We start from the raw sequence: 19,456 nt of genomic DNA on the forward strand, positions 1-19,456 counted from the left end.
TTTTGTTCCATAAAAAAAGGGTAGACGATTTCTCATCTACCCTGCGGAATGTGCACTAGTTGTGTGTTTGGCAAGCGTCGCATACACCTTCAAACTCAATATATGCGGCATGGATAGTAAAGCCGGGGGCGATCGCACCCTGAGCTGAGGCAATGTACTCTGCGTTCATTACGTCACCAACTTTACCACAAATGCTGCAACGGACATGAGCATGAGGGTTTGTATTACCGTCAAACCTTTTCTGTGATCCTGCATGTTCGAGCTTGAGAATATCTCCGCTCTCTGCAAGTACATCAAGGTTACGGTACACTGTGCCCAGACTAATGCGCGGCAACCGCTGTCTGACCATGTCGTACACTTCGTCTGCTGTCGGATGAGTAGTAACCTTGCAGAGCTCTTCCAAAATGACTTTGCGCTGCTTGGTCATACGAGTCTGTACAGCCATAGGTGCACCCCCTGTTAATAGTAATAGTTTTTACTATCGTCTTATCATAGGGATGTCAACAACCATTCACATAATATTTAGTGTACTGACTTACAAAGAAAAAGCCCTTGCTCAACGCAAGGGCTTTAACTCTTTGTCCTGTGTCCAGTACAATTATTCGGCCTGAAACACGCCACTCTTGCCGCCGGCCTTATATACAAGACGACAATCGCGGATGATAATATCTTTCTGCACAGCTTTGCACATGTCATAAATGGTCATAGCAGCAGTCTGAGCTGCCATGAGGGCTTCCATTTCTACACCAGTTTGAGATGTGGTGCGGGCTTCAGCCTCAATATGAATAGCGTTCTGTGCTTCTTTGATTTCAAAGCGTACGTCAACATAGCTCAAAAAGAGCGGATGACACAAGGGGATAAGTTCCCATGTGCGTTTTGCAGCCTGAATACCGGCTACTTTTGCAGTCGTCAGCACGTCACCTTTTGGCAGTGCCTGACGGAGAAGCAGATCAAGGGTGTTTGAAGAGACTTCAACCACAGTCCGTACAATTGCGGTTCGGCGGGTGTCATCCTTGTCGCCTACATCCACCATAGTGATGGAGCCATCTGTATCCATGTGGGAAAAACTCTTCTCGTCCATTAATCCACTCCCATTGCTTTTCCGGCTTTCTTGAACATTTTCTTAACTTTGGAAAGCGGTTTATCTTCTTCAAGTTCCGCAAATTCTTGAAGCAGCTCTTCTTGGCGTTTGGAGAGCTTAGTAGGGGTTTTAACGATAATTTCTACCATTAAATCACCCTGAGAAGCGCCGTAACCGAGGTTTGGCAAGCCGTATCCTTTCATGCGGAATACTTCACCACTTTGAGTTCCTTTCGGAATATCCATGGTGATTGGCTCGTCAAGTGTAGGCACTTCAATTTTGTCACCTAACGCGGCCTGTACGAAGGAGATTTCTTTGCTGATGATCAGGTGTTGGCCCTGACGTTCAAAGGTTTTATCTTCTTCAACAGTTAGCACGACATACAGGTCGCCCGGAGGGCCACCGTGAACGCCCGGTTCACCTTCACCACGAAGACGGAGACGGTTGCCAGTATCAACGCCGGCAGGAACTTTAACTTGCAGCTCTTTGGTTTCTTTGACAATTCCTACACCACGACATTTTGGACATGGGTTAGGGATTATCTGCCCTGAGCCGCCACAAACCGGACAAGGTCGGGATATTGAGAACGGTCCCTGACTCTGGCGAACTTGGCCTGAGCCATGACAGTGATTACATGTTTCGACAGAAGAACCCGGAGCAGCGCCGGAGCCGTCACACTCATCACAAACGACATTCTTAGGAATTTTTAAAGTGACTTCGTCACCGTGTGCAGCCTGACGGAAAGAAACAGTCAGGTTGTAACGTAAGTCTGCACCGGCTTGAGCGCGGGGGCCACGAGAGCCTCCACCCATATTGAAGCCGAAGAAGTCGCCAAAGATATCGCCAAAAGAGCCGAAGATATCTTCTGCGTTATTGAAGCCACCAAAGCCGTTGCCATCCACGCCGGCATGACCGAACTGGTCATAGCGGCTGCGTTTTTCCGCATCATGCAAAACTTCGTAGGCCTGGGAAGCTTCCTTGAATTTCTGCTCAGCTTCAGGGTTGTCCGGGTTCCTGTCCGGATGAAACTCCATAGCTTTTTTGCGGTACGCGCGTTTGATCTCATCTGCAGAGGATGATCGGGAAACCCCGAGTACCTCGTAATAATCTCTCTGGCTCATAGGAACTATTCAGCGTTATCCTGTTCGTAATTAATCTTCATGTCCACGCCATCAGCAAGTACTTTACCGGCAGCGATTTCACGAAGGGCAGTAACAACTTCTTTGTTTTTACTGTCTACGAGAGGCTCGTAGCCTTCACGGAACTGGTGAACACGTTTAATTGCCATCTGAACAAGAAGGAAACGGTTGTCTACACGTTCCTGACAGTCTTCTACTGTAATGCGGGCCATTGAGGACTCCTTATGTATGAATGCGGCTGTGCCGTTTTTTCAACAAAAATGTTACTGAGTAAAAGGAAGGCGCGCCCGTAAGTCCCGCAACAGCTGGCTCGAAACGGGGTACCACACACTTTCCCTTTGTAGCCGAACCCAACAAATTCCTTCAGGAAGTTCAGGGTCGGAATAGAAATACAATTCAACAAGCGGAATGCCTTCCGCTGCGTAAATATTCCAACTTAATGAAAGCAGGGCACTTTCCGGTCGATTTCGAACCGGCAGGCTTTGATACTGCATTTCACCAAGTCGCCAAATAAACAAATCCATCCCTGTAAGTTCACGATTGGTCAGGTCGTCGACCCATCCTTCCGCGGTCTTGGTGATGGTAATATTTCGAACTTGTTTGCCGTCAATGCGGGTAAGAGTTTGTTTAACTGCTTCCCCGACATTCACGTCGAAAATTGGTTTTTCCTGCAAGGCGAAAGCTGTAGTTTTAAGCTGTTTAACAAGGCCTTCAGAAAGTTTGATAGGCTCAGGCTGCCGGCTGTCTTTAGCTTTAAAACTGCCAGTTTCTTCATCTCGTTTAAAAATAACAAGTGTTGTCGGCTCCGACGAGCCTTCCTGCCATACAGAAATAGAAAAATCAGCAACGGCACCGAGCAGCGTTTCAGCTGACTCGCAGGATGCCCCGCCAGTTACAAGCGTGTGTATGAATAATTCGGCTGAGTTCTGGTTTACCGCGTGCTTCATAAGAGCTTCAGGATATGAAAAGGTAAATCCGTTATCAGTCCGTTCAAATTCCCAAGTTCCTGTGTCTTCTCCTTGCATCCGGATTTTTGTGATGCTGTCGGAAGGTATAGCAACAAGTCGGGAATCAATAAAAGTGGCAACGGGCTGATCTATAAGGGAAACCACTTCTGGGGTTACCATGCAGACCTGTCCATCGCCTCTGCGAGCATAAAAGACTTCGCCGCTTACTGCGGAGCGTCCAATTCCGAGATGCCAGAGGTCTTTGCCAGATAAAGTAATCCGGATTTTCGGGTTGTCCAGACCATAATCGAGTATCTTTTGAGGCTCGACTTCCGCACAATTTTGCGGAGGCATTTCACGTAGTTTTGTGAATAACAGTTCAATAACATCTTGGCGGGCAAGACATTTTTTTCCATTAAACAAAACAAACCAGCGTCCCTTTTCCCTGATAAAAGAAAAATGGCCGCTGTTATTAAGTAGATCAATCTTCTCTACAACCTCAGATGGTTGTGTAAACCAAGAAGCATTGCTCACGCGCGATGAGTTAGTGCGCTGATATTTTTGTACTCCTGCTACAACTCCGGCAGACAGGAGGAGCAGAGCAATAGCTACTAGTAGTGTTCTTTTCATAAACAACCGATCTGACGGTTTAGTTAATGATAACGTTTGGAACCATCGCCATCATCGCAATATTGTGCCTGTCTGCATTGGCAGAGTGTTCCCTGCTGATGAAGGTAATAAAAAAAATGCAGACTATCCGGCAAGCTTTGCAGTATACTTCGCAGTATAATGTCTGTCAATATGTCAAAAGGTTTTTAGGACAACTGTTCTAGCCGCCTGTCATTACAGCCCCTTTCTTTTTTTATTTTCAGTCCATCATAGAGGATGGGAAATCGTGCTTGCAGTATGCAGCACCAGCCTGTTAATGCCTCTACATCCTTCTGTGCGTTGATTACATTATTACCGCACGTATTATAGGTAATCTTGAGAAAAAAAGACCAGCTTGCACAGCACGGCTCATGTATCTGCACAATGCATGTTTTTAGCCATGAGCTGGTCGGGAGTTAGTGATGGCAAAAGAAAAATTAACCTATGTCCAGAAGCAATGCATCGGAAGTGCTGGCAAGTTGATGCAGCAAACAGAGATGATCCACCCCGGGGCACGGATTGGTGTTGCGATGTCGGGCGGTATGGATAGCTGGGTGCTGATGCGCACTTTGCTGCACCGTCAGAAAATAGTGCCGTTTACTTTTGAGATGATGGCGCTGCACATTAATCCGGGGTTTGATCATACCTGTCATGCACCTCTTGCCCCATGGCTTGTTGAGCACGGAATTCCCTATCATATAGAAACAACGACTGACGGCCCAGACGCACATTCGGATGTTAACCGCAATAACTCACCGTGTTTTTATTGTGCTATGAAGCGCAGAACGCGACTTTTTGAACTGTGTAAACAGTACAAGCTGACACATCTTGCATTTGGTCACAATGCTGACGATTTGGTCGGAACCTTCCTTATGAATTTATATGAGGGCGGCAGCGTTCGAGGAATGTCAATTAAAGAAGATTTCTTTGGTGGCGATCTTGCTGTTATCCGACCGTTACTTATGGTTAAAAAGGATGTTATTAGAAAGTGCGTTAAGCAGTGGGAGCTTCCATTGTGGGATAATCCATGCCCCTCAGCGTTTGATTCTCGCAGAAAGGATGTAATGGATGACTTCTGGGAGCTCGCAGGCAAGTATAAGAACCTGAAGCAAAACGTTTTTAACGGACTTTCCAGATGGCAGCTCGGCTTGACACTTGACTCTAAAGAGAAGTAACCTCGAAAATTATTTTTTTCACCCTAACTTCCGAGTATTCGAAAGATAATATGCTGTTTAATCGTTATCACGTTGTTGTCTTCAAGGACAATCAGGGACATTGCAAAAAAGTAAGCTTACGTGGCTGGTTTTTTGCCGGTGTCTTTCTGCTTATTCTTTCGTTAACCGCAGGTAACCTTTACTTGTGGAAGTTCTACCATCAATCTCAGACTCTTGCTCACGGGCTTGCTGAATCAGAAAAAACTATTTCTGAACAGAACAGTCAGATTTTAAGTATGGTAGATAAATTACGTATTGTTCAAAAAGACCTACAGCGTGTTCAGCAGTTTGATACCAAATTGCGTATTATGATTAATCTGGATAAAGATCAGGGTGATACTGCCACAGCTGTAGGTGGGGCAAAGACCAAAGATTTTGCTGATAATTACCTGCCGATTCACAGGCAGGAGTTGCTTGCGCGTAAGATTCATAGCTTTTTGAAAGATCTTAATACAGAAGTTCGTCTCGAAGAGGTTAACCAGCAGGAGCTAATTCAGACCTTCCGTAAAAATCAGCGATTACTGGCTGCTACGCCATCTATCTGGCCGACTGAGGGTTGGATTGCATCGCCGTTCGGTACTCGAAGATCTCCTTTTACAGGTCGTAAAGACTTTCATAAGGGGATCGATATCGCGAACAGAATTGGTACCCCTATTTATGCTACTGCGAACGGGCGAGTATCATTTACCGGTTCCGGTGGTGGATACGGTATCAACATGATGATTAACCACGGAGCGGGAGTAATTACTCGGTACGCTCATATGAAGCGATATGTGGTTAAGAAGGGGCAGAAAGTTAAGCGCGGAGAATTGATTGGTTACATGGGTAACACAGGACGTTCTACAGGCCCTCACCTTCATTATGAAGTAAAACTGAACGGCGTGGCGTTAAACCCAAAGAAATTTATTTTGAACTAAGATTGCATACGTTAAAGAGTCGTCCCCTGAGGGGCGGCTCTTTTTTTATGTGCGTTGTCTGCCCGTGGGCGGAATATTACGGCAATTGCTGCATTAGCGGAGTAGTGGTGAGCCTTATGCGATATTGTTAGTGCGCGGCTTAGTGCACAACAATAGAAAGGGTTTGTGTTACGTTTTGATAAGAAGAAAGCCTCGGGCAACATGTGTTGCCCGAGGCTTAACAGCAATAATCGACTGATAGAGGCTAGATTTTAGCGTTCAGTTTTTTCTGAGCGCCCATGCCACCAGCAGAAGCTTTAATGTTTTCAATACCGAGTTCTGACGCCAGAAGCATAGCTTCGTATGAGCGAAGACCGGTATTGCAGATCATGATAACCTCTTTGTCCTTTGGAATTTCACTGATGCGTTCAGCAATTTCTTCGTTAGGAATGTTGTGCCAGTGTTCAGGATGTGCTTCGCACATATCTTTTGCACCACCGGCAAGGCGGGTATCAATAAAGTAGTAATCGCCGCAGTCGCGCTCAGCCCAGCAAGTTTCAAAGTCTGCTGGATCCATGTATTTGTTCTGACCTGCGAGTACGTTATCAGCAACGTTTGCTACTGCGTTTACGATATCCATAGCAGAGGAGAACGGCGGAGAGTAAACAACTTCGAGGTTGGATACATCGTCGATGGTTGCGTGAGAAGAAATAAGTGGCACAACTGCGTTAATACGTGCAGTCAGTGCGTCGCCGAATTCGTTCATACCCTGCATGCCGAGGATACGGCGGGAAGGACGGTCAACAACGATCTGAAGAGACATAAGAGCTTTTTCAGGGAAGAAGTGTGCTCTGTCCATCTGTTCTACGTGAACGGAGATTGCGTCGAAATCGTTAGCAAGAGCCTGTTCAAGGGTAAGGCCGGCACCGCTGCAAGACATTTCAAAGAGTTTTACGCACCAGCTGCCGATACCGCCAGCCATGCTTGCGTCACCACCAGCGAGGTTTGTACCGATGATACGACCCTGACGGTTAGCCATTGAGCCGAGTGGGTAGAAACCGCGTTTTCCGGTTACGAGGTTAGGGATGGTTACGCAGTCACCACCGGAGTAAATTGCTGGATCAGAAGTCTGGAAGTGGTCGTTAACGATGATAGCACCGCGTTTGTCGCATTCGATACCTGCTTCAACAGCGATATCGGTGTTTGGAGAAACACCGACAGCAAGAATAACAAGGTCTGCTTCGATTTCGCGCTTGTTAGTGATAACTTTAGCAACCTTGCCGTCTTTGCCCTCAAAGCGAACAACAGATTCGTCAAGATATACGTTAACATCGTTGTTTTCGAGGTCTGCCTGAGCCATTTTTGCCAAAGACTTAGGCATGAAACCAGGAAGAACTTGACTCTGAAGCTCTACAACACTTGTGTTGATACCCCACATATCAGCAAATGCAACAGCCATTTCAAGGCCGATGAAGCCTGCACCAACAACTACAGCGTTGTTAACTTCACCGTTAGCAACAGCGTTTTTGATAACTTCAGCTTCTTCGAGGTTGGTTGCAGGTGTGATACCTTTAAGGTTTATGCCTTCAAATGGAGGCATATTAGGTTTGGAGCCGGTTGCGATTACGAGTTCATCGTAAGAAAGAACTTCTTTTTCACCGGTCATAACGTTTTCGATAGAAACTGTTTTGGCTTCGCGGTCAATAGAAGTAGCGCGGGTGTTAACAAGAACATCAACGTCTTTGTTCTGTTTGAAGAACGCAGCGTCGCGAACAATATGGTACGGAGTAGACTGAAGGTCTACTACGGTGTTTACTTCACCGGAAACAAAGTAAGGGATGCCGCAACCGCCGTAGGAAATACGCGGAGCCTGATCGATCATTGTTACTTTTGCGTCTGGACAAAGACGTTTGTAACGACAGGCAGCTTTTGGACCAAGGGCAACAGCACCAATAACAATTACGTGCTTAGACATAAGACATCCTCCGCAAAAGATGTGTAAGTCGGCGGCAGGCTCGCTCTCACAATGAACTGTCTGTCGCACAATTTACTGTAAAAATAAAAAGAAACAAATCAGTTAATACGTGCTCGCTGATGCAGCTGAACACCCCGTATAGCAGCAGGTTAGTAAAAAGCTAATTAGTAACCGCTGCGCCGTTACGGCGTTTTGTCCTTTAGCAAATCAAAAGGACAAGTGTGTGTCTGTACGTGCTCACCTTCGTTATTGATGGTGCATATACAGGCTGATACGACAGGGTCGTATCGCGTGTGGGTAGGACTAGCATGTTTTGCTTTTTTTGCAAGCAGTGTTTGTATGCTTGTTATATGCTACCAACAAAGTAGGATATTTGCCAATCATATTGATACTCATGTCCTTACAGGAACACAACTTTGCCGGTTCCAACTCTTACACGATGCCTTTCAGGCTTTCATTGATGCACATCAAGAGTAGTAACTACAATTCTGCTTCTGTCAAAAGAGTTGTTCCTGAGAACTTTGTTGGTCTTCAAACAAACCCGTCTGAGATATAATTATACCATGCTGTTCCGGCTACTATTTTACGGATTATTTTGAAGGTAGGAGCGTGTGGTGGAGAAAAGAAAGATGCCAGCTTGTTAAGCTGGCATCTTTTGTTGTTTGTATGAGGTCGGTTTATCCGAAATGGGTGGTGCTTGCTTTCATACCGTTTTTGGTAACAAAGAGTGCTTCACGTCCGTTAAGTCCTTCAATGAACTGAAGACCACGGTGTGTTTGCATGATAAAAGCAGCTGTTGCAAGAGCATCTGCTTCCATAACACTTGGTGCCATGACTGAGACTGATGCAACGTTATTCGGACTCATCCCAGACTGCGGGCTTACAAGGTGGTGGTACATATGGTTCTTGTCATAGAACACTTCGTAGCCACCAGATGTAGCCAACGCACCGGTATTCATTTGAATAACAGCCGGGTAATTTCCATTTTTATCCGGGTCTTGAACGGCAACAACCCATGGCTTGCTTCCGGCTTTTTCACCCATTGTGCGGATGTCGCCACCAGCATTAATCATGTGATTTTTGGCACCGTAAGCTGCGAGTACTGCGGATGCTTTATCAACAATGAAACCTTTTGCGATACCGTCAAGCGTTACGCCCATACCTTCACGATTAAGGCGGATGGAGTCACGTTTCTGAATAAGGGAGCTAGCATCAACAAGAGCAAGTGCTTCTTTGAATTCTGCTTTTGAGAGTTTCATTTCGCCGTTGCGGTTTGCTTTTTCAGTGAAAAGATCCACAACTGGTTTGATGGTGACGTCAAAAGCATTGTCAGAAAGCTTACTGATCAAGCGCGCATTGCGAACGACCTCTGCAAGTTCCTGAGGAATGCCTGAGAGACGTCCGTCTCTGTTTAAAACAGAAACCGGTGAATCGTTTTTGTATCGGCTGAGCAGGGCTTCAAGGCGAACCATTTCTTCAAAACTGCGGCCGATAGCTTCCTCTCCAAGTTGTTTGGATGGATGCAGAGCAGTTATGGTAACAACGGTTCCCATTAAGAAGCGGGTTTCCTGCACTTTGTAGTCTTTACCCACACGGGCGGCAGACGCTACTGCTGGCACGCCGGAGACAGCGGCACCAAGACCGAGCACACCGCAAGCCTGCAGGAACTGTCGACGAGATGTAGTCATAGTCTTCGCTCCTATTAGGCGTTAGTCTGTGGCTTTTCTGCTTCAGCGGCTTGCGCAGCTTCAGCAGCTTGTTTGGCGGCAGCTGCTTCCTGTGCCTTGGCAGAAATACCGACAGGGCACATCAAACGCAGGATGTCACGCGGACAGGCATCAACACATGCTTCTTCACAATCAGGACCGTATGCAAGACATGCAGCCTGATCGATTCGGATTTGACCGTCAACGTGGGAAATGGCTTTTGCAGGACATTTCTTCACGCACTTCATGCAGTTGATACAACCAGCTTCACACACATTCATAACAGCTTTCATTTTGTCCTTTGTGGAGCAGTAAACCTGAACGCGTGCGCGGCGTGGAATCATTTCGAGAACTTGGTTTGGACAAACGTTAATGCAAGCACCGCAAGCAACGCATTTGTCCGGATCAATTACAACCAAATCGTTCTCGATGTACATGGCATCAAACGGACATGCTTTAACGCAGTCTCCATAGCCAAGACAGGAGTATTTACAAGCATCAGCGCCGTCTTCAAGTAGGCCGGCTGCTGTACAGGACATAACACCCTGATACTCGAATTTCTTTTGAACTTTACCTTCATCCTTCACACAGCGGCGGAAGGAGATTTCCGGATCATCGCTACCGGCAGATTTGCCTGAGAGTTCTGCAACTGCAATAGAAACTTCCGCACCGCCTGCACAACACAGACCGGCAGAAACGTCTGGGTCAGTAATTACGGCAATAGCGTAGGCTTCACAGCCAGCATAGCCGCAACCACCGCAGTTAGCACCCGGAAGTGCTTCGCAAATTGCCTCTACTCTTGGGTCCTCTTCTACATAGAAGACACGGGATGCTGCTGAAAGCACAACCGCACAGAAAAAGCCCAGAGCTAGCAATGAAAGGACAGATGTTAAAACCATAATGCTATCCTTGTTGGTTTATCCCTCAATGGGAGTCTCATGTATATACCTCTGTACTAGGAGATCATGCCTTTAAAGGCCATGAAGGACAGAGACATGATACCAGCCATTACCAGAGCTGCAGGAACACCCTGCATGGACTTTGGCAGATGGGTCACTTCCAGTCGTTCGCGAATGGCGGCAAGCAAAACAAGTGCAAGCAGGAAACCTAATCCGGAAGCAAATGCATAGAACATTGAGAGCCCCAGATCGAATTCTTTACGCTGAACCAGAATTGCTACACCAAGCACTGCGCAGTTTGTTGTGATGAGGGGAAGGAAAATACCCAGCGCGTTGTAAAGCGGTGGAATAGATTTCTTCAGGAACATCTCAACGAGCTGTACGAGTGAAGCGATAACAAGAATAAACATGATGGTCTGCAAGTACCCGAGATCAAGCGGCAGAAGTACAAACTCCTGAATGAGCCAAGTCAACGGGGTTGCAATAACCATAACAAAGATAACCGCGCCGCCCATGCCCAGAGACACCCCTTTTTCCTTGGAACAACCAAGGTACGGGCACTGCCCCAGATATTGAGCAAGAACGATGTTGTTAACAAAGATCGCGGAGATAAACATCAGGAAATATTCCATACTATACTACCTCCTGTTACTTGCGGCCTGCACAGGCGCGGCAAGCGTGGCAACCTGTAGATGGGTTTTCCGGAGCAGGCTCACCACGACGTTTAGCCTGGACAATGCTCAAGTAGTTCATACCCGCAAGGATAAGACCGAGAGCGACAAAAGCGCCGGGAGCTGCAACCATGAATTTCACAGGCTCAAAAGAGGCGCCCATGATTTCCATGCCGAAGACAGAACCGGTACCGAACAATTCTCGAACTGCGCCGAGGAAGGTAAGAGACAGGGTAAAGCCGAGTCCCATTCCCAGGCCGTCAGCAACAGCCAGATGCACAGGGTTTTTTCCTGCAAATGCTTCTGCCCTGCCGAGAATAAGGCAGTTAACAACAATCAGCGGTACAAAGATACCAAGCTGCTGATATAATGGATAAGCGTATGCCTGCATCAGCAGTTCTACAGCTACTACAAGCGATGCAGCAACGGTAATGTAACAGGCAATACGAACTTTTTTAGGTATGATCTTGCGTATCAACGAAACAATAAAACTGGACAGGGTGATAACGAACACTACCGCCATCCCCATACCGAAACCGTTTTCTGCTGTGGTTGTAACCGCAAGAGTCGGACACAGACCAAGCAGGAGTCGGAACGGTGGAAGCTCCGCCCACAAGCCTTTGGAAAACTCTTTCCACATGCCGGCCATATTTTCCTCCTCAAATCGCGCAGGAAAGCGCGTTCACATTATTCTGAAGCCTTATTTGAAGGCCTGCAGAATCTCTTCTTTCAAGGCACCGTAGATTTTACCGGCATCTTGAACCGCAGCCACAGTACCACCGGAAGAAATGGTTGCGCCGGAAAGGGCGTCAATCACACCACCTTGAGACTTTAATTTAGCCTCATTCTCTGAGATGCCGCTGAACTGAGCTCGGAAATCCGGTTCAGCAATGCGGGTACCCAGTCCCGGGGTTTCTTTCATTGTGGTAATGCCGATACCCACAAGCTTGTTGTCAGCTGGATCAAACCCGACCATTACGCCGATGTTGTCACCGTAGCCGCCACCGAAGCCTTCAATAGCAACAGCTTTCAGTTCGCCGTCTACTTTGAGAGGGAATACGTTTACCGGCTTGTCGGTAAGAGGGTTTGTGAACTTTTTACGTTCCTGCACAGGGTCATTCGTATAGTCAGGCAGTACCTGTTTTAAGGAAGGGCCTTGTACGAATGTAAGCAACTGCAATTCAATGGTCGGTGCTGTCATCTGCTTGAGAGAAGATAACGCGAAGCCTGAGATACCACTGATGCAGGTTAACACAACGATCATCTTTAAGATTTCACGCATAGCTTACCTCGCTCCGAACGGTTTAGGCTTAATCATATCACAAAGCGGAGTGATCATATTTGCAAGAAGAACCGCAAAGAGAACACCGTCAGGGTACTGACCGTATGTGCGAATGAGTATGATAAGGAAACCGGCCATAAGTCCGAAAACAATTTTACCACCGCGCGTATTAGGCGAAGAGGTAAAGTCCGGCAGCAGGAAGAAAATAGCAAGCATTGTAGAGCCGGTGAACAAATGGAACAATGGGTTCGCATAGAGTTCAGGATCAATTGAGTAGTAGATGCCGCCGACAATAAGAACTGCAGCAACAGTGGCTACAGGAATTTCCCAAGTAATAACCTTACGGACGAGCAGTGCGATACCGCCAAGAAGGAGTGCTCCGACTTGAACAGCACCAAGTGCACCTAATTGATTGCCCATGAGGTATTCTTTCATTGACGCGTCTGCTATTGCGTCCATGCCGAAGTACTTAAGCTGGGAAAGCGGGTTAACCAGCGTGGTGTTCAGCATTGTTGCATCAATATTCATTTGCAGAGGCCATGATACTGTGCAGAATGCCCAGCCGACTGCGATTGCACAGATAGGTGCGCCACCGAAGTTACCCCAGAGCATTTTACCTAAAACCATGGTTGCTGCAGAGCCGGCTACTACCAGCCACCATTCGGCACCTGCCGGAAGGATGAACGCAAACAGTAAACCGGTTACGACGGCATGAAAATCGTCTATGCGAATTTCTTTTTCCATGATTTTGGAACAAAGAGCTTCAACGATAACTGCAGTGGCTATGGAAAGTGCCATAACCCGTACTGCTTCCATGCCGTACCAATAAATTGCACCGACGGCAGCCGGAAGCAATGCCAATAATATAGTTGTCATCATTCCCTTGATGGAAGTGCCGCAATGCATATGCGGTGCGGAGGCAACCTTCAGGAATGGAGCGGTGGGCAAAGATTGTTTCGCCATAATATCCCCTACTCTTCAACCTGCAGAGCACAAGCGGTGACCTGTGCTTCTTCAAGGGCTATTTTGTGTTTTCCAAGACGGATGTATTGGAGCATCGGACGGCGAGCTGGACAGTAATATGTGCAGAGACCGCATTCCATACAGGCACTGATGTTTTCCTGACGGCAGAAGTCAAGCTCGTTGAATTCTACGTAGCGGGAAATCATGTTCGGCTGAATACGCGAAGGACAATGCTGAATACAAGCACCGCAGCTGAAGCAGGCGTGATCCGAGATTGGTGCAGTTGCACCGGAAGGCATTACAAAAAGTGCATTTGTCTCTTTACTGATACCTTTATTCAGATCGCCTGTGGCAACGCCTCGCATTGGACCACCCATAATCACGGTGTCACCGTCAGCCACTTCAATGGAAGCGTCCTTGAGTAAAGCACCTACAGGAGTTCCGATTGCTGCAACAATATTTTTGCCTTCTACACAAACCACGGTGTGTGTAAGCGGCATACCGCTTTCAGCAACAGCACCAAGGTTATAGAGTGTGTGTAGATCAATAACGTTTACACCTTTCATGCTCTCTTTGCCGGTAATATTGGCAACAACGAGTTCATTAAGACTGTTTGGATATTGAGGGTTGATAAAAGCAATGTCGGAATCGTCAAAAGCTGCATTGGAACCTGTAGGCAAAGCTACAACTGATCGTGTGGCAGGAGACAGGCGTTTGAGCATTTCCATGCCGGCATTGATAGTTCCTTTCGCGTGCACAAGCATGCTTTCTGCATAGGTAATTCCCGGTTCGGGATTCAATGCATTGATAATGAGCAGCTCACAGCGTTTGATAAGTGGACGGATATCCACACCAAGACCTTTAAGAGCTGCCTGTAATTCTTCGCCTTCAAGGGCATCGAGAGAAACAGGATCAACGCTTGTCGGTTTTGGCTCTTCACCTTCAGCAGGAGCAGCAAGGTCTTGTGCTTTGACGATGACATAGCTGTCAGAAACTTCGGTTACAACACCGGTAATGCCGCAATGCATATCACCGATTTTTGCGTTCTTGTGGTCTGCCACAAGAAGGCCCGGGTATACTTCAGCTTTTTTCTTTACCGATTTTTTACCATGTCCATTAAGGGGGATACGCACTTCGAAAGGAACTGAACCAGTCTCAAATGCTCCTGTGTCCCCATGAGTCAGAATGAAAATATTCTTATTCATAAGACATCCCTATTTGAAATGACACTGGTTACACTGGTCTTTAGTATAAGGACCGACTTCGATTTCTTCATGACAACCCATACAAGATTGATGATAAGCATCCATCAAGTTAGGTACATCCGGATCATCGGAAACTTTAGAGTGACAGTCGCTACATGGTATAGGCTCTGCGTCTTCAGGAATGTTCCCGTCTTCATCAGCTTCATCAAGAAGTTCATGATGGCAGGTCTCACATTCCACGCCGTAATCGTCTACGTGTTTGGCATGGTCAAACACGACCATACCTGCGCTGTTGTCTAACAGCACACGCATAGGAACGGCCGCAGTTTCTGCGGGACGCAAAAAGCCGTAGCATGCAACGGCAATTAGAATCGCAGTGAGAATTGCGATTGGAAAGTATCTCGTTGGCAAGGCACACCTTCCTGATACTGGTGTTAAACCCGACCGACCGAGTAAGGGGGAAGAGATAGTCTGTTGGCGCCTTTTAACTAGAACATTTTTCCATTTTTGAAAAGGCTCACGGCGCCTTGTGTTCAGGAAAAATAACGGTATGTTATGACTATCAAAGTTCTTTTGTTTGGTTTCTCAATCAAATCAATATGTAATCGTTTTTCAATGAGTTTTTCAAAAGAATTTATTGTTGTTTCATACTGTTACTGAAAAAAGCTACTTGTTTTCAAAGCACCAAAACTACGATACAACACCTACACTTCAAAGAAATATACGGTGTAAAATATGCTTACTCAGACCAGTTCACAGGCGTTTAAAAAAATATTTACTTTTTCTGCCGGCTCCGAAACATTCGGCCTGCCGCTGCATCTTTTGCACGAGGTTGTTTATCCCGAACATATTACCAGAGTTCCGAAGGCTCCCGCTTTTATGGCGGGTATTCTTACCTATGGCTCTGAAACAATTCCCGTGCTTGATATCAGCAAAAAACTATGTCTTGCTGCACCATCGATCCGCGTTCACCATCCGGCAATCATAGTTAATGTTAATATTGATGGTGAAACAATGCAACTGGCTTTACTTGTTGAGAGATTTGGTAAAATAGTTCAGTTCAAGCATGCAGAAACTATTAAGCGAAAGAATATCCCGTTCAGCTCTAATTCTTCGAAAAGTAGTCAATTAGGGCAAAATTCAGCTGTCTACACTCAGTCGCGTGAAGCAATCCGAAAGTTTGTAAGTGAAGAGCTGTACAGGGCGGGGGTTCGTATCCGGCTTATTAATGAGGCAACGCTGTTTACGAAAGCGGAACTTACTTAATACAAGATTATTGTATTAATATGAGCCGTGTTTTTTTCTGTGGATCGCTTTAAAAGCATTGCGGAGATATTGCATGTTGCTTTTTTAGGACTGCATTTCTTTTTTATTTGATTTTATCGGTACTTCAGAACTGCTTTGTTAAGGCCATAAAATAGAAGGCATAAAAAAAGGGTCAACGACCCTTTTTTTATGCCTTAAGACGCGTGTTATGCTCTGCGTTCCCACAGTCGCATATCTTTCATCTTTTTACGACGCTCACGCTGGAGAGATTTACACACCAGCGGAGTGTTTTTCTTGTATCCACAACGAGCACGGTACTCTTCTGGTGTAAGTCCGTGTGTTGCAAGATGCTTTTTGGTTAATATTTTAAAGGATTTTCCACACTCAACACATGTAATAGATTTTTCCTTAATCGCCTTTTTAGGATCAATCATTTTACTTGCTGAATCATCATCAACTGCGCAGCTTGCACTAATTTCCTTAATTCCCCCGGCAAGCTTACGAACCATTGTTGTGATTTCTTCTTCTGTCATTGTCCTTACACTAGCTTGTGCTTTGACAATTTCCAGAGCTTCCTTCAAATAACTTTCCATGTAAAACTACCCCTCCTATCCATTAAATGAACAAGTATTATACCCAGAAAATGAAAAAATATTTAAAATAGTATCGCTGAAGCACGAATTATCTATTTATATGTCGGCATAAGAAAACTACTAAATCGTACTTAAGCACTAATAAACTCATGTTAAATGCACTGAAGATATACTACAGAACTGCATATGCACACAATAGAATTTTTTGCAGTTTTTTTTATAATACTACCGTATACAAATTACATTTTTCAACTATCGTAAATGTACAAATACTGTAAATTGTGTAGGTAGGACGCTATCGGGAGGAAGAGTGATATCTATAATTTTGATCACTTTTCAAATTCTTATGCATTTTGATAATAATCAGTAAGAGTAAATGTTTTTTCCTATTAAAATTAATCTGCTGGATGGTTAGATATTTTTTCTATTGAAAATGAAGCATAACAGCTGGAGTTATCAGATTGTTACTTTTTGTAGAAATATGTTCATGCATATAGCAAATTGATAAAGAAAGAAGGAGAAACACATCTGTATACTTAAATTTTCAAGAAGATGATGTTGAAGGTAGTAACATAACATGTTTTTTTACTTGAAACATTTTGCAGAGAGATTGATTGATGATACATAGCATTATGTATTTGTGGCGTTTTGTTTTAAAAAAGTAAGCAGTTACAAAGTAAGAAACTTTTTATGGATTTCTTTTTATCGCACTAGTTTGTAGTTCAAATCTTTTGTTTTTCATCACAATCCATTGAGATTGTATTGAAAAAAAATGTAATGCGGGAAATCAATTTTTATATGATCGTTATATTCTCTCTATTTTTCGCGAACGTTGTAGCTTATGATACATGTGCAGTTATTTTTATCAGAAATACCTTTTTCAGCTTATTGTAACACCTCAAGGAGAACTGCATAAATGGCTAAAACCATAGTTATTGGCGGAACACAGAGCGGCAGCGGAAAAACGTTGGTAAGTCTTGCTGTTATGGCTGCACTGACTCGACGAGGTTTAAAGGTTCAGCCATTTAAGTGCGGGCCGGATTTTATTGATCCGGGACTTCATAGAGCGGTGACTGGAAATGCCAGTATCAATCTAGATGGGTGGATGTTGTCGCAAGAGGCATGTGTAAATTCATTTGTAACAGCAATGAATTCAACTGAGGAGAAGCCTGATATTGCAGTAGTAGAAGGGGTGATGGGGCTCTTCGACGGCGCAAGTGGAAGCTCAGATGCCGGTTCCACAGCACAGATAGCGAAGTGGTTACAGGCGCAAGTTTTGTTAGTTATAGACGGCCGCTCCATGGCTCGGTCATTTGCTGCAATCGCGCATGGCTTTACAACCCTTGATCCTGACATTACTTTTGCAGGGTGCATTGCTAACAGAGTTGGTTCTCCCAACCATATTTCGCTAGTGCGTGAAGCGATGCAGACGTATTGCCCTGATATTTATGTGGCTGGTTACATGTCTCGTAATGAGGCTCTCACTCTTCCTTCGCGGCATTTAGGATTGGTGACAGCTGAAGAAGGTATTGTCTCCCCTGAGCGTATTACTGCTTTGGCTGACTGGGCAGATGCGCATATTGACTTTGAGCAGCTGTTATCCCGACTTCCTGAGCAGTCTTTGTTCCTTTCACAGAAAATTCACCGCAGTTCTGACATTGGTAGCAAGGTGCGGATTGCCGTTGCCCGTGATACTGCGTTTAGTTTTTGTTATCCCGACAACCTTCGCTTGCTTGAGGAAGCGGGAGCAGAAATTGTCTTTTTTTCACCGCTTAATGATCAAAGATTACCCGAATCCATTGACGGGGTATATTTGCCCGGCGGATACCCTGAGCTGTATGCAGAGCGGTTAAGTCTTAACGGTTCTATACGTTCAGCTATCCGAAACTTTGCTTTTTCAGGTAAGCCAGTTTATGCCGAATGTGGTGGATTTATGTTTCTGGCGAAAGATATTACGACTGATACCGGAACATTTCCAATGTGCGGTGTGTTTAATTTGCATTGTACAATGGACAAGCGCCATAGAGCTCTCGGGTATCGTGAAGTGGTTACAACTGAAGACTCTATACTTGGATCGGCCGGCATGACAGCCCGTGGTCACGAATTTCATTACTCCTATGTTGGAGAAGAATCTGACAGTGGCGCATTGTATTCAGTGACAGACCGTAAGGGAAACAAAACATCAACGTCCGGCTATGTTACGCACAACACTGTCGGCTCATATGTACATCTGCATTTTGCTTCACAACCGGAGCTTGCCGGGGAAATTGTTAAAGCGTGTTTAAGTACAAGGAATATTCATGACTAAGACTTCATTGCAGCCATATTTTTCCCCCGGGAATATAGAACAGCGGTCTTTTGAAATTATTGACAGCGAAGTACCAGAACCACGCCCGTTCTCCGGTCACGAATGGACAATAGCAAGGCGTTTAATTCATACGACTGCTGATTTTGATCTTTTGAATCATATCATGTTTCATGCAGACGCGATTGAAGCTGGTGTCAACGCAATCAAGAGTGGTTGTACTATTTTTACAGATACCGAGATGGCACGTTCAGGTATTCCTGTGCGTAGAACAACACCATTTGGTTGTTCTACTCAGTGTTTGCTTAATCGTCCCGATGTTGTCGAACAAGCTCAGAAAACAGGATCGACAAGAGCAAAAGCTGCTATGGATGCAGCCGCTCCAGAGATTGGCGGTTCTATTATAGCTATTGGTAATGCTCCCACCGCACTTATTCGTCTTATGCAGCATTTGGAGAACGGCGGAACTGCTCCTGCACTTATTGTAGGAATGCCTGTAGGCTTTGTTAATGCTGCTGAATCCAAAGAAATACTTCTTGCACAATCTAGTGTTCCTTATATAACCATTCGCGGACGAAAAGGTGGTTCGCCACTTGCAGCCGCTACAGTGAATGCTTTGGCGATACTCGCCGCCTCATAGATCTCTATTTTTTATTAACCGTTTTT

At 45.5% G+C, this 19,456-nt stretch carries 20 protein-coding genes; 5 read left to right on the plus strand and 15 right to left on the minus strand.

Annotation, left to right across the window (positions count from 1 at the left end):
- Positions 1-55: 55 nt before the first annotated feature.
- The 5 genes from QZY95_RS12830 to QZY95_RS12850 form a co-directional block, all read right to left on the minus strand.
- Entirely contained in the window at positions 56-445 is a 390-nt protein-coding gene (locus tag QZY95_RS12830; RefSeq protein ID WP_290924137.1) for a transcriptional repressor, read from the minus strand.
- Between the two features lie 153 nt (positions 446-598).
- Positions 599-1,081: a cyclic pyranopterin monophosphate synthase MoaC gene (gene moaC, locus QZY95_RS12835; RefSeq protein ID WP_290924139.1), complete on the minus strand. Its 483-nt coding sequence runs from the start codon at positions 1,079-1,081 to the stop codon at positions 599-601.
- Positions 1,081-2,202, minus strand: a complete 1,122-nt coding sequence (gene dnaJ, locus QZY95_RS12840) for a molecular chaperone DnaJ (RefSeq protein WP_290924140.1) — start codon at positions 2,200-2,202, stop codon at positions 1,081-1,083. The genes moaC and dnaJ overlap by 1 nt, the downstream gene beginning before the upstream one ends.
- A 5-nt stretch (positions 2,203-2,207) precedes the next feature.
- Positions 2,208-2,432 carry a DNA-directed RNA polymerase subunit omega gene (rpoZ, locus tag QZY95_RS12845; RefSeq protein ID WP_290924142.1) on the minus strand — a complete coding sequence of 75 codons (225 nt, stop codon included), beginning with the start codon at positions 2,430-2,432 and terminating at the stop codon, positions 2,208-2,210.
- Positions 2,433-2,483: 51 nt separating this feature from the next.
- Positions 2,484-3,797 carry a DUF4340 domain-containing protein gene (locus tag QZY95_RS12850; protein ID WP_290924144.1) on the minus strand — a complete coding sequence of 438 codons (1,314 nt, stop codon included), beginning with the start codon at positions 3,795-3,797 and terminating at the stop codon, positions 2,484-2,486.
- A gap of 440 nt (positions 3,798-4,237) precedes the next feature.
- Here QZY95_RS12850 and QZY95_RS12855 point away from each other — a divergent pair, with 440 nt between their 5' ends.
- Together QZY95_RS12855 and QZY95_RS12860 are read left to right on the plus strand one after the other, a co-directional pair.
- On the plus strand, positions 4,238-4,990 hold the full coding sequence (locus QZY95_RS12855; protein ID WP_290924146.1) for a tRNA 2-thiocytidine biosynthesis TtcA family protein: 753 nt from the start codon (positions 4,238-4,240) through the stop codon (positions 4,988-4,990).
- A 50-nt stretch (positions 4,991-5,040) separates the two neighbouring features.
- Positions 5,041-5,946 (plus strand): M23 family metallopeptidase, encoded by a 906-nt coding sequence (locus tag QZY95_RS12860; RefSeq protein WP_290924148.1) that lies wholly within the window; start codon positions 5,041-5,043, stop codon positions 5,944-5,946.
- 244 nt (positions 5,947-6,190) lie between these two features.
- Here QZY95_RS12860 and QZY95_RS12865 read toward each other — a convergent pair whose 3' ends face one another.
- The 9 genes from QZY95_RS12865 to QZY95_RS12905 form a co-directional block, all read right to left on the minus strand.
- On the minus strand, positions 6,191-7,900 hold the full coding sequence (locus QZY95_RS12865) for an FAD-dependent oxidoreductase (RefSeq protein ID WP_290924150.1): 1,710 nt from the start codon (positions 7,898-7,900) through the stop codon (positions 6,191-6,193).
- 677 nt (positions 7,901-8,577) lie between these two features.
- Positions 8,578-9,588 carry an FAD:protein FMN transferase gene (locus QZY95_RS12870; RefSeq protein WP_290924152.1) on the minus strand — a complete coding sequence of 337 codons (1,011 nt, stop codon included), beginning with the start codon at positions 9,586-9,588 and terminating at the stop codon, positions 8,578-8,580.
- A 14-nt stretch (positions 9,589-9,602) separates the two neighbouring features.
- Entirely contained in the window at positions 9,603-10,505 is a 903-nt protein-coding gene (rnfB, locus tag QZY95_RS12875; RefSeq protein WP_290924154.1) for an RnfABCDGE type electron transport complex subunit B, read from the minus strand.
- A 56-nt stretch (positions 10,506-10,561) separates the two neighbouring features.
- Positions 10,562-11,137 (minus strand): RnfABCDGE type electron transport complex subunit A, encoded by a 576-nt coding sequence (locus QZY95_RS12880; RefSeq protein ID WP_290924156.1) that lies wholly within the window; start codon positions 11,135-11,137, stop codon positions 10,562-10,564.
- A gap of 16 nt (positions 11,138-11,153) precedes the next feature.
- Positions 11,154-11,825, minus strand: a complete 672-nt coding sequence (locus tag QZY95_RS12885; RefSeq protein ID WP_290924158.1) for an electron transport complex subunit E — start codon at positions 11,823-11,825, stop codon at positions 11,154-11,156.
- 51 nt (positions 11,826-11,876) lie between these two features.
- Complete coding sequence (rnfG, locus tag QZY95_RS12890; RefSeq protein WP_290924160.1) at positions 11,877-12,458, minus strand: RnfABCDGE type electron transport complex subunit G; 582 nt, start codon at positions 12,456-12,458, stop codon at positions 11,877-11,879.
- Positions 12,459-12,461: 3 nt separating this feature from the next.
- Positions 12,462-13,421 (minus strand): RnfABCDGE type electron transport complex subunit D, encoded by a 960-nt coding sequence (locus tag QZY95_RS12895; RefSeq protein WP_290924162.1) that lies wholly within the window; start codon positions 13,419-13,421, stop codon positions 12,462-12,464.
- 8 nt (positions 13,422-13,429) lie between these two features.
- Positions 13,430-14,626, minus strand: coding sequence for a 4Fe-4S dicluster domain-containing protein (locus tag QZY95_RS12900; protein WP_290924164.1), 1,197 nt, complete (start codon positions 14,624-14,626; stop codon positions 13,430-13,432).
- A 9-nt stretch (positions 14,627-14,635) separates the two neighbouring features.
- Entirely contained in the window at positions 14,636-15,037 is a 402-nt protein-coding gene (locus QZY95_RS12905) for a cytochrome c3 family protein (protein WP_290924167.1), read from the minus strand.
- Positions 15,038-15,361: 324 nt separating this feature from the next.
- Between QZY95_RS12905 and QZY95_RS12910 the strand changes: the two genes are divergently transcribed.
- A complete protein-coding gene (locus tag QZY95_RS12910; RefSeq protein WP_290924169.1) occupies positions 15,362-15,892 on the plus strand; it encodes a chemotaxis protein CheW in 531 nt (176 codons plus the stop codon).
- Positions 15,893-16,098: 206 nt separating this feature from the next.
- On the opposite strand, the gene QZY95_RS12915 is transcribed toward QZY95_RS12910, so the two are convergent.
- On the minus strand, positions 16,099-16,485 hold the full coding sequence (locus tag QZY95_RS12915) for a MucR family transcriptional regulator (RefSeq protein ID WP_290924171.1): 387 nt from the start codon (positions 16,483-16,485) through the stop codon (positions 16,099-16,101).
- A gap of 916 nt (positions 16,486-17,401) precedes the next feature.
- On the opposite strand from QZY95_RS12915, the gene QZY95_RS12920 reads away from it, so the two are divergent.
- The gene (locus QZY95_RS12920) at positions 17,402-18,793 is read left to right on the plus strand and encodes a cobyrinate a,c-diamide synthase (RefSeq protein ID WP_290924173.1); all 1,392 of its coding nucleotides are present in this window, start codon (positions 17,402-17,404) and stop codon (positions 18,791-18,793) included.
- The gene (locus QZY95_RS12925; protein WP_290924175.1) at positions 18,786-19,430 is read left to right on the plus strand and encodes a precorrin-8X methylmutase; all 645 of its coding nucleotides are present in this window, start codon (positions 18,786-18,788) and stop codon (positions 19,428-19,430) included. Before QZY95_RS12920 ends, QZY95_RS12925 begins: the two co-directional genes overlap by 8 nt.
- Positions 19,431-19,456: the final 26 nt, after the last annotated feature.

It is taken from the genome of Halodesulfovibrio sp., from assembly GCF_015482765.1.
Lineage (GTDB): Bacteria > Desulfobacterota > Desulfovibrionia > Desulfovibrionales > Desulfovibrionaceae > Halodesulfovibrio.